Annotated in this window: 8 protein-coding genes; 6 read left to right on the top strand and 2 right to left on the bottom strand. The window is 73.6% G+C overall.

The annotated features are described in order from the left end of the window. On the bottom strand, window positions 1-374 hold a 374-nt coding region (locus tag ACFXAM_RS34655), incomplete at its 3' end, for an electron transfer flavoprotein subunit beta/FixA family protein (RefSeq protein WP_380297394.1). Window positions 375-735: 361 nt separating this feature from the next. Here ACFXAM_RS34655 and ACFXAM_RS34650 point away from each other — a divergent pair. Both ACFXAM_RS34650 and ACFXAM_RS34645 read left to right on the top strand, forming a co-directional pair. Then, entirely contained in the window at window positions 736-2,112 is a 1,377-nt protein-coding gene (locus ACFXAM_RS34650) for a hypothetical protein (protein WP_380297393.1), read from the top strand. Then, window positions 2,109-2,666: a hypothetical protein gene (locus ACFXAM_RS34645; protein WP_380297391.1), complete on the top strand. Its 558-nt coding sequence runs from the start codon at window positions 2,109-2,111 to the stop codon at window positions 2,664-2,666. The genes ACFXAM_RS34650 and ACFXAM_RS34645 overlap by 4 nt, the downstream gene beginning before the upstream one ends. 663 nt (window positions 2,667-3,329) lie before the next feature. Here the strand turns inward: ACFXAM_RS34645 and ACFXAM_RS34640 are convergent. After that, window positions 3,330-5,291 carry an ATP-binding protein gene (locus tag ACFXAM_RS34640; protein WP_380297389.1) on the bottom strand — a complete coding sequence of 654 codons (1,962 nt, stop codon included), beginning with the start codon at window positions 5,289-5,291 and terminating at the stop codon, window positions 3,330-3,332. A 529-nt stretch (window positions 5,292-5,820) separates the two neighbouring features. Here ACFXAM_RS34640 and ACFXAM_RS34635 point away from each other — a divergent pair. The 4 genes from ACFXAM_RS34635 to ACFXAM_RS34620 all read left to right on the top strand — a co-directional run bounded on the left by ACFXAM_RS34635 (window position 5,821) and on the right by ACFXAM_RS34620 (window position 10,729). After that, entirely contained in the window at window positions 5,821-8,898 is a 3,078-nt protein-coding gene (locus ACFXAM_RS34635; RefSeq protein WP_380297388.1) for a BTAD domain-containing putative transcriptional regulator, read from the top strand. A 595-nt stretch (window positions 8,899-9,493) separates the two neighbouring features. After that, on the top strand, window positions 9,494-9,826 hold the full coding sequence (locus ACFXAM_RS34630; protein WP_380297386.1) for a type II toxin-antitoxin system RelE/ParE family toxin: 333 nt from the start codon (window positions 9,494-9,496) through the stop codon (window positions 9,824-9,826). Between the two features lie 76 nt (window positions 9,827-9,902). Then, window positions 9,903-10,274, top strand: a complete 372-nt coding sequence (locus ACFXAM_RS34625) for a helix-turn-helix domain-containing protein (RefSeq protein WP_380297384.1) — start codon at window positions 9,903-9,905, stop codon at window positions 10,272-10,274. Continuing rightward, window positions 10,271-10,729 carry a hypothetical protein gene (locus ACFXAM_RS34620; protein WP_380297383.1) on the top strand — a complete coding sequence of 153 codons (459 nt, stop codon included), beginning with the start codon at window positions 10,271-10,273 and terminating at the stop codon, window positions 10,727-10,729. The genes ACFXAM_RS34625 and ACFXAM_RS34620 overlap by 4 nt, the downstream gene beginning before the upstream one ends. Window positions 10,730-10,794 lie beyond the last annotated feature (65 nt).

Genomic DNA, 10,794 nt, shown 5'->3' with positions numbered 1-10,794 from the left:
CCGTCCGTCGACGCCATGCCACCGACCACCAGATCGAACCCGGTCCGCTCCAGCGCCTTCGCCAGCACCGCCGACGTCCCGATCACATCCGAACCATGGATGTCCTCGTCGTTCACGTGCACGGCCCTGTCCGCACCCATCGACAGCGCCTTGCGCAACGCGTCCTTCGCGTCGTCCGGCCCCACCGTCAGCACCGTCACCTCGGAACCCTCATGGGCCTCCGCGATCCGCAGCGCCTGCTCCACGCCGTACTCGTCCAGCTCCGACAGAAGGCCGTCCACGCCCTCCCGGTCGGTGGTGTGATCGTCCGAGAAACGACGGTCACCCGTCGCGTCCGGCACGTACTTCACACAGACAACGATCCTCAAGCTCATGAGCGGTTCTCCTGGTACGGGTGCACTGGTCGGATGCACTGGTCCACGGCCTCGGCCGCGCCGAGGGTACTGAGTGCCGGATCGGCCCTCGGCGGATCCGGCCCGTCGGTTCCCTTCGACAGCCTTCGAGGCTCTCCGGAGAGAATACGGCACTCAGTACCCCTCGTAAAGGAACTCAGTACCCTTTGCGCTCTTCCGGGGTACCACCGGGCGGGCCCCGGCGGGGCCGGGGCAGCGGGCCGCAAGGTTTGTGCAAGACCGGCCAGGAGCCGTCATGGAATCCGCCAGACCGCCCGGGCACACACCCGCCGGGGCCGCCGAGACCCGGGGCCCCGGTCCGGGATCAAGGAGGGGGAACGACATGACCTTGGTGCACGGGGAAGTCGACGAAGTCAACCACGGGGAACGGCCCGGCGCGCAGTGGTCGCCGGAGGAGCACCACGACCGGGCGGACGCCCACGACCGGGCGGAAGGCCCGGCCGGGGCGGCCGGGGCGGACGGGGCGGCCGGGGCGGACGGGGGCGCGGCGCGGCGCACGCGGCCGTGGGCCACGCTCACCGACTGCAAGGAGGTGCTGGTCGTCGTCCACTCGATGGTCTACGGCCAGCGGCTGCACGACATCTATCCGCTGCTCGCCGCCGACCTGCGGGTGCACGTCCAGTTCACGGTGCCGCCGCACGCGTTCAACGGGGGCGCGGCGGGCCACGTCCGGCGGCTCGGCGGCACGGTGCTGCCGTGGGCGGAGGCCGTCCGGCGGGAGTTCGACCTGGTGCTGGCCGCCGGCTCGCAGGGCCTGGAGCGGCTGCGCGGCCCGCTCGTCCGGCTGCCGCACGGGGCCGGTCACATCAAACTGGCGCCGGCCGGGCCCGGAGCCGGGCGCACGGTGGCCGGGCTGGGGCCCGAGTACGTCGTGTGGCACGGGCGGCTGGTGCCCACCGCGCTGGCGCTCGCCCACGAGGACGACCGCGCCGAACTCGCCCGCGGCTGCCCGGAGGCCCTGCCGATCGCCGAGGTGGTCGGCGACGGCTGCTACGACCGGATCGCCGCCGCGCTCCCCGACCGCGAACGGTACCGCGCCGCGCTCGGGCTGCGGCCCGGCGAACGCCTGGTGCTGGTCTGCTCCACCTGGGGCAGCGGCTCGCTGTTCACCCGGCTCGACGCCGTGCTGCCGCGGCTGGCCGCCGAGCTGCCCCGGCACGGCTACCGCACGGCGCTGCTGGTCCACCCCAACGTGGCCGCCGCGCACAGCCCGTGGGCGGTCCGGTCGTGGGCGACGGCCACCGCGCGCGGGGCGGTCACCGTGCTCGCGCCCGAGGAGGACTGGCGTCCGCTGCTCGTCGCCGCCGACTTCGTCATCGGCGACCACGGCTCCGTCACCCTCTACGGCACCATGACCGGCGCACCGATCCTGCTCGCCGAGTACCCGCACCGGGACGTCAACCCGCGCTCACCCGGCGCGCTGCTCGCCCGCACCGCGCCCGCGCTCAGCCCGTCCCACCCGCTCACCGCCCAACTCGGCTACGCCGCCGAACAGTACCGGCGGGAGGAGTACGCGGCGATCGCGGCCCGGATCAGCTCCCGGCCGGGCGCCTTCGACCGCCGGATGCGGCGGCTGCTCTACCGCGTCCTCGGACTCGGCGAGCCCGCCCACCTGCCGGAACCGCCCGCGCTGCCGCTGCCCGCACCGCTCTGGACGACGGGCGACGGGGCCGGGCGGGCACCACGGGGGGACGGGTGACCGTGCTGCACACCGTGCGGCTCGCCCCGGCCGACGGCCCGGCGCCGTCGGCCGGGGTGCCCGGCCCGCACGTCGAGGCCCGCATCCACTCCCCCGCCGGCGTCTGCCACGGGCTGCTCGCCACCCGCCCGCCGGCCGGCCGCTCCGGCGGGCCGCTGAGCCGCGTGTTCGTCGACGAGCACCTGGCGCTCGACCTCGCCGACCTCGCCGACCCCGACGCCGCCCGGTGGCGCCACCACGCCGACGTGCTCCACCTCGGCGCCGCCGCCCCCGGCCGGCTCACCACCGTGCTACGGGCCCACCCCGGCTGCGCGGTGGCCACCGCCGACGGCGAGGGCGGCACGCTGCTCGTGCTGAGCCGCACGGGCGGGCGCCTGACGCTCCGGCCCCGCCCGGGGAGCAGCGGCCCGGCCTCCTCCGCCCAACGGCTGGCCGCCGGCTCCCTCGCCCACGCCTGGCTCGCCGCCGGGCGCACCCTCGGCGAGCTCACCGCCCTTGCCACCTCCGCCTACACCGCCCGCCCACCCTGCCCGGGCTGCCCCCTCGCCACCTGAGCCGCCCCTTCGGCGGGGCGGCCGGGCGGCCGGGCGGCCGGGCGGCCGGGCGGCCGGGGGCGCCCCACCACCGACCCGGCCTGGCGGGCCGTCCCCGATCGCGGTTCGTGGAGCCCCACCCCACAGCGCGATGCCCAGCGGCCGACGGCCACCCACTCCGGGATCCGCGAGCCGACCGCCAAGCGCTGCGCGTGCGCTCCGGCGGGCCCGCGGTTCCCCCGGCAACCGCCCCCCACACGGCCGAGCCCACCCCCGCGTTCGAGATCCGTGAGCCGGCCGAACCACAAAGCACTGCATGCGTGCACCGATGGGCCACCCGACAGCGGGGCTCCCCCCAGGGGGGCGAGCCCCGCTCCACATGCGAGATCGCGAGCCGGGCGACCGACCGAGCGCTGCGCGTGCGCTTCGGTGGGCCACGCGACAACGCGGCTCCCCCAAACGGCGAGCGCCACCCCACGTTCGGGATCCACGAGCCGGGTGGCGCGACCCGGAAAGCACCCGCCAATGAGACAGGCGGAGCGGCGACCCCGCACCCCACCACCCCCAAGTGGCCACGCCCAGCCCCGCATTCGAGATCCGCGAACCGGCCGAACCACCAAGCACCACGCGTGCACACCGGCGGGGCGGTTCGGGACGACGGCCCGACCCGCCGCGCCGCGTGGGTCAGGTGGGTGGCAGGGTGCCGAGGGCAGCGGTGAGGCGGGTGGTGTCGGGGGCGGAGAGGGCTTCGTAGCGGGCCAGGGAGGCGCGGTAGTGGGTGGCCGCCCCGGTCAGGTCGCCGCGGGCGCGGGCGAGGTCGCCGGTGAGTTCGAGGACGCGGGCCTCCCAGTGGCGGGAGCCGGCCGCGCGGAACGCGGCGAGTGCCTCGGTGTAGCACCGGGCCGCCTCGGCGTGGGCGCCGAGGGCCACATGGGCCTGGCCGAGGATGGCGAGTGCGCGGGCCGCCTCGTACGCGGCGGGGACGGCGACGAGGTCGCGGTGGGCGCCGGTGATGGCGGGGACGGCCTCGGCGGGGCGGCCGTCGGCGAGCAGGACCTCGCCGAGCGCGAGGCGGGCGAGTGCGGTGCCGCGGACGTCCCCCTCGGCCTCCCGGAGCCCGGCCGCCCCCCGCAGGCAGTCGGCCGCCTCGGCGAGCCGGCCCGCCGTGCGGTGGGTCTGGCTGAGGCCGTACAGGGCGCCGGCCTCGGCGAGCGGCCGGCCGAGTTCGCGGGCCAGCCGGAGCGCCTCGGCGAACCAGTCGGCGGCCCTCTCCCCCTCGCCCGCGTTGCGCAGGCCGGTGCCGCCGGAGGTGAGCATCCGCAGCAGGCCGTCGGGGTCGCCCGCCGTCCGCGCGGCGGTGCGCCCGATCCGGTGGGCGTCGATCCACAGCCGGGCCGGGCGCAGCCGCAGGAACAGCGGCCACATGGCGTCGACGAGTTGCCAGGCGGTGGCGGCCCGGCCGGTGGCGGCGGCCCAGCGGACGGCGTCGGCGAGCCGGCCGGTCTCCGTGTCGAGCCAGCGGACGGCGGCCGGCTCGTCCGCGAACTCCCGGACGCCCGGCACCGGTTGGGTGGTGTAGTCGCGGCGCAGGGTGCGGTGGCTGGGGCTGAGCAGCGCCTCGGCGGCGGTGGCGGAGGCGAGGTACCAGTCGAGCACGCGGTCGACGGCGGCCCGCCCCTCCGGCCGGTCCCGCACCTCGTCGGCGCGCGCCCGGGCGTGCAGCTTGACCAGGTCGTGGAAGCGGAAGCCGTCCTCCATCTCCTCCAGCAGGTGGACGTCGATGAGCCCGCCGAGCAGCCGGTCGGCCTCGGCCCGTTCCAGGCCGCCGACCGCGCAGACCACGTCGAGGGTGAAGACCGGGAACGGCAGCAGGCCGAGCAGCCGGTACAGCCGGACCGTGTCCGCCCCCAGGACCTCGAAGGACGCGTCCAGGGCGTGTCGCACGGCCTCTCCCTCGACATCGAGCGCGGCGAGCCCCTGGGACTCCTGGCCGAGCGCCTCGGCGGTGGCGGCGAGCGGCCGGCCCGGGCGGGCGGCGATCCGGGCGGCCGCCAGGCAGACGGCGAGCGGGAGCCGCCCGCAGCGTTCCACCACCAGGGCGGCGGCGCCCTGTTCGCGGGCCACCCGGTCGGCGCCGACCCGCTGGGCGAGCAGTTGCACCGAGGCGTCGTCGGAGAGGACGTCGACCGGCCGGAAGACGGCGCCGTCTATGCCGAGCCCGGTGAGCCGGCGGCGGCTGGTGACGACGACCACCGCGTGTTCCGAGCCGGGCAGCAGCGGGCGGACCTGGGCGGCGGTGGAGGCGTTGTCGAGCAGGACGGCGATCCGGCGTTCGGCGGCGAGCGAGCGCCAGAGCGCGGCGACCTCGGCGAGGCTGCGCGGCACCGGCGCGATGCCGAAGGCCCGCAGGAACCCGCCGAGCGCCTCGGCAGGGTCGGCGGGCCCGCCCGGGGCATGGCCGCGCAGGTCGGCGTAGAGCTGGCCGTCCGGGAAGCGGCCGGCGAGGCGGCGCAGCCACTGGGCGGCGAGGGCGGTCTTGCCCACCCCGGCCGGGCCGGTCACCACCACGGTGACGTCGGCGGCGCCGCCCGGAGCGTCGTCCAACTCGCGGTCCAGGGCGGCGAGATCGGCGTCCCGTCCGACCAACCGTCTTGGCGTCGGAGGCAGTTGGCGCGGCACCGGAAGGGCCGGGGCGGCGGGTGGCGGGGCGGCCTGGCCGTAGACGGTGAGGTGGTGGATCTCCCCGGCCTGGACGACCGAGCCGCCGACCCGGGCGCCGGAGACCGCGTTCCTGGTCGCGGTGTGCGGTTCTCGCGGTTCGTGCGCTCCGTGCGATCCGTGCGGTTCTCCCGGTCCGTGCGGTTCACGCGCTCCGTGCGGCTGATGAATTCCCGCCCCGCCGAACCGATCCTGCCCCACTGGCTCCCCCTACCGGTAGAACGATGGACTGCCGTGACGGGAGCGGCCGATGTGCACGGGCAATCGGCGCCGCCCCTATATCACATGAGGCTCCGTCGGACCGGGTTAAGTGTCAACAATGCCTCGCCGCACAGCAGGAGACGGTATGGATCCGGCCCCCGCAATCGTGGGATGCTCCCTGCGACAGCAAGCTGGTAGCCAACCGGCGGGGGGCGTCACAATGGAGTTCCATCTTCTGGGTCCGATTGAACTTTCGGTGAACGGCGAGTTGTCGGCAATTCGCTCGGACAAGAGGCGGCAGCTGCTGGCCGCCCTGGCACTGGAGGTCGGCCGCCCGCTCAGCCACGAACTGCTGGCCAACCGGCTGTGGGACGAGGGGCCCCCGCCCAGCGCGGTGGCCAGCATCTACAGCCATGTCTCCCGCATGAGGAGCCAGTTGCGAAAGGCCGTGGCGGCCGAGGGGCTCGACGAGTCCCGCGACACCCCGGCCATCGATTGCCGATCGCACACATATGCGCTTCGTGCCGATCCCCAATTGATCGACTGGCATCGTTTTGTCGACCTGTCTCTGCGCGCCCGCCAACTCACCGAGAACGGCGAGGACATCCAGGCCCGCACCGTCCTGGGCCGGGCCGAGGAAATCTGGCGCGGTGAACCGCTCGCGGGCCTGCCCGGCAGCTGGGCCCAGTCCACCCGCACCACGATGGCCGACCAGCGCCTCGCCACCACCCTGCTGCGGATCGAGATCGACCTCCGGCTCGGCCGCTTCGCCGAGGTCGTCCCCGAACTCACCGCCCTGCGCGAGCAGCGCCCCACCGACGAGCGGGTCGCCGCCCATCTGCTGGTCGCCCTGCACGGCGCCGGACGCCAGGCGGACGCGCTCACCGTCTACCCCACCGTCGTCCGCCGGCTGCGCACCGAACTCGGCACCGGGCCCGGCGAGGCCCTGGTCCGGCTGCACGAGCGGATGCTCGCCGGCGAGCCGCTCACCGGACCGGCCGCTCGCGCGACCGCGGCCCGCGCGAGCGCCGCCCCGCGCCCCTCCCCCGCCGCACACGCCGGTGGTCCGTCGGCCGCCCCGGCGGTCCGCCGCCTGATCGGCCGCCGGGAGGACCTCCGCCGTCTACTCGGGGGCCCCGAGGAGGCCGTCGAGCAGGGCGCCGTGGTGGCCGTCTCGGCGATCCTCGGCATGGCCGGGGTCGGCAAGACGACGCTGGCCCTGCACGCCGCCCATCTGATGCGGGGCCGGTTCCCCGAGGGCTACGTCCACCTCAACCTGGGCGCCCACGCCGTCAACCGGAGCCCGCTCGCACCGCAGGCGGTCGCGACCTCGCTGCTGCGCCGGCTGGGGGTGCCGGCCACCACGATCCCGCTCGACAGCGAGGAGCTGTTCGCGCTCTGCGCCGAGGTGCTCGCCACCCGGAGGGCGGTCGTCGTGCTCGACGACGCGGCGACCGCCGCCCAGCTGCGGCCGCTGCTGCCGACCTCGCCGGCCGCGCTGATCCTCGTCACCAGCCGCCGCCGGCTCGCCGAACTCCCGGGCTCCAGACCGGTCTTCCTGGACATCCTGCCGGTGGACGACGCGGTCGCCCTGTTCACCTCGGTGGTCGGACGGGAGCGCGCCGACGACCGGAGCCGGATCGTCGAGATCGTCGACCGCTGCGGACTGCTCCCGCTGGCCATCGAGATCGCCGCCAGCCGGTTCAAGGCCCGGCCGTCCTGGACCCTGGACCACCTCGCGCTGCGGCTCTCCCGCAAGACCGGGCGGCTCGCCGAGATCCGGCACGACACCGAGAGCGTCGCCCGCGCCTTCGAGATGTCCTACCGTTCGCTGCCCGCCGAACAGCAGGAGGCCTTCCGGCTGCTCGGCGCCCACCCCGGACCGGACATCGGCCTGCACGCGGCGGCGGCCCTGCTCGGCCGGCCGGTCGACGAGACGGACCACCTGCTGGAGGCGCTGCTGCACTGCCACCTGCTGCAGGAGAACGTTCCGGAGCGATATCAACTCCACGATCTCCTCCGGGAATACGCGCTCGCACTGATGCACGACGAAGGTGCCGAGGAGGAGGCCGGGGCCGCGTTGCGGCGGTTGCTCGGATTCATGCTCCACGCGGCCGACCAGGCGGACCGGCTGCTGTATCCCCGTCGTTCACGCCTCCCTCTCCCGCAGTTTCGCCAATTGCCGGGAATGGAAACGTTGTTGTACGACCTTGACCTCGATTCGCACGAGTCGGCGCGGGACTGGCTGGACACCGAACAGGCCGCCCTGGCGGCACTCGCCTCGCACGCCCGCGCCACCGGCCACCCGGAGACCGCCGCCTGGCTGGCCCACGTGCTGGCCGGCCGCCTGGACGCCCAGGCCTACTGGAGCGAGGCCCACGACCTGCACCAGACCGCCGCGGCGCACTGGCGTTCGATGGCGAACGACCGCTGCGAGGCCCGCGCCCTGATCGACCTCGGCGCCACCCTCGCCAACGCCTCCCGCTACCCCGCCGCCGTCGAGGCCCTGGACCGCGCCCTCACACTGGCCCGCGCCGGACAGGACCCCGACGCCACGGCGGAGGCCCTGAGCATCCTGGGCCGGGCGCTCTGGCACCGGGGCGCCCTGACCCGCTCCCTCGCCCTGCAGAAGGAGGCCCTGCACATTCGAAGAGCGCACGGAGACCTCTGGCACACCGCGCGCTGCCTCGCCAACCTCGGCATCGTCCAGCGCTCCCTCGGGAATCACAAAATGGCCCTCTCCGCCTATGAGAGCGCCCTGCCATTGGCTCGGAGATTCCAGGACAGAACCTTCGAGATGAGGATCCTGAACAATATCGGAGATCTCCATCTGGCAGCCGGCAATCTCTCCGCCGCACGTTCCGGGTTCGAGCGGGTGCTGAAATTCCCCGCGGGGGCCATCTCCACCTTCGATCTCGCCATCGTGAAAATCAACCTGGCAGCGACCTTGAACATCCCGGAGGAACTCGACCAGTCGTTGGCTCTTCACCGGCAGGCACTGGCCGTCTTCCGCTCCGTGAGCGCCATCAAGCACGAGGCCGACGCACTCAACGGCCTGGGTCACGCCCTCCGCTCGGCCGGCCGCCCCGCCGACGCCCGCGACCAGCACGCAATCGCCCTTGAACTGGCCCGCTCGGCGGGAACCGCCCACGAGGAGGCGGCCGCCCTCTACGGGCTCGCCCGCGCCGAGGCCGTCCTCGGCGCCCGGGCCCAGGCCGCCGGGCACCTGTCGTCCTCGATCAGCCTCGCCGAACGCCTCGGAGCGGCGGATCAGGCCGCACTCGCCAGGAAGGCCCTCGCCGAAATCGGCCCGGCCGGACACCCGGACGAGTAGATTCCGGTTATATTTCCGACCCACCCCTCACGGCCATCGGCCGAAATTGATCGACCAGCCCCGCCGATGCGCCTGAAAACGCCATCCGCCGCCCGCTCCGTACATCCACCAACGCTTCACACAAGGCGTCGGACCCTAGATCGCCGGACGGCCGCCGAGTCTGCTACAAAGGCATCGAGCGAGATCTCGCTCGACCCTCGCAGAGCCCTCAGGAAAGGCGCCATGTTCACTGTCTCCGCCCTGATAGCCGGATCCCTGCACGTCCTGGCCACGGGGATAGCCGCAATGCCCATCTGGTGCTGATCCGGGCACCAGCCACGCCGGAGGGCGTGACCGGAGACCCGGTCACGCCCTCCGGCACGTCGCGAGCCACCACCGCCGAGGGGCACCGCCCCCGAGGTGCACCGCCGTCGAGGGGCGCTGCAACTGCGGTGCGGGGGCCGTGGGCACCGGTCGACAGCACCCGCTGACAGCGGTCCGAGGTTTGAAATCCGCTGTATCGGCTCAGCCGATATCCACTACCCTCCTGCGGGGGGAGGATGCCGACTGATGGGGGTCGCCCGTGCCCAGACGCTGGGAGTTCTACCGATCGCCCATGGGGGCCGACGTGGTGCGTCGGGAGGTCGACAAGTGCAAGCTGAAGCGCTTCGAGACCGTGAAGCTCCAGGCGATCATGGAGCGCGCCGCCACCGGCACGCTCCGTCCTCCCGACGTCAAGCACCTCGGTGATGGCCTTCTGGAACTGCGCTTCGAGGGCGAGAGAAGGATCTTCCGGCTCTTCTACTCCGAAGTCGACAACCAGGGACCCGTCCTGCTCGCGGTCAAGTTCATCAACAAGAAGGCCACGCATGGCATCGCAACCGATCCGGACGACATCAAGTCCGCCCGCAAGCGCCTGACCGAGTGGAACGGCCGTCCCCGGCCGTGACCGGAGTACGGGGCGGCCGTTGATGGAATATCCGGCTTAGGCGATACTCGGAGCATCTTCAAGGGGAGAGAGCACCATGGATGAGCACCTGGCATCACTACTCGGCATCGACCCGGACGACCCGGATGTCCAGCGCGCTCATGAGGACGCGGAAGCCCTGATGCAGCTCATCCAGACGCTCGTGGCGCACCGGAAGTCCGCCAAGCTCACGCAGAAGGCCGTCGCTGCCGAGATGGAGACGACGCAGTCGGCCGTGTCGGACTTCGAACGGCTGGGCGGAGACCCTCGCCTGTCGACGATCATGAGATACGCGCGCGCGGTCGGCCTGAAGATCTACGTCAAGGCACACACCGACCACGAGGTGACCCGGCCGTCGAGCAGTTGGACGCCGGTCGCGGAGACCGAAGAGCGGGTCCCGAGCTCATTCGGCCGGCGGAAGGCCGCATGACAGGCAACGCCGCCCGGGAGATCACTTCCGTCGATGAGCTCCTCACCGTGGCGCATCTGAACCACATCCAGTACTTCGAGGTCAGCGGGCGCCGGTTCGACGGCTTTGAACAGCCCAACGACGACGACCTCCCCGGCGAAGGGGTCGCACAGGTCCGCCTGATGCAGCTCTTCGACGGCGAGGCCATCGCCGCGCGGGCGCGCGCCGAGGTTCATGCGGAGGAAGGGCTGCTGATCGCGGACGTCGCCGCGTTCTTCCAGATCTCCGAGAAAGTCGATCTTTCACCGGAACTCGTCGGCGCTTTCGCCAAGCGCGTGGCCTCCCCCATCATCCGCCCGTACCTTCGCGAGGCGATCCACACCACCGCCGCCAAGCTCGGTATGGCGGGCGTACCGCTGCTCGCGCCCCTCGACCATGCCGGCGAGGAGATCCTGAGCCCGGAGTCGGCGGACTGACGGATAGGGCGGGGCCGGCGACGAACACGAACGGGGGCCGGGGGGGTGGCACCCGCCCCCGTGGT

This window comes from Kitasatospora sp. NPDC059462, from assembly GCF_042749955.1.
Taxonomy (GTDB): domain Bacteria; phylum Actinomycetota; class Actinomycetes; order Streptomycetales; family Streptomycetaceae; genus Kitasatospora.
This window is presented reverse-complemented; position numbering and strand designations above follow the sequence as displayed.

What these genes read in the sequence shown, in the direction of transcription:
- ACFXAM_RS34650 (WP_380297393.1), top strand. Translation starts at nt 736, where the DNA reads ATGACCTTGGTGCACGGGGAAGTCGACGAAGTCAACCACGGGGAACGG.
- ACFXAM_RS34630 (WP_380297386.1), top strand. Translation starts at nt 9,494, where the DNA reads ATGGGGGCCGACGTGGTGCGTCGGGAGGTCGACAAGTGCAAGCTGAAG.
- ACFXAM_RS34625 (WP_380297384.1), top strand. Translation starts at nt 9,903, where the DNA reads ATGGATGAGCACCTGGCATCACTACTCGGCATCGACCCGGACGACCCG.
- ACFXAM_RS34620 (WP_380297383.1), top strand. Translation starts at nt 10,271, where the DNA reads ATGACAGGCAACGCCGCCCGGGAGATCACTTCCGTCGATGAGCTCCTC.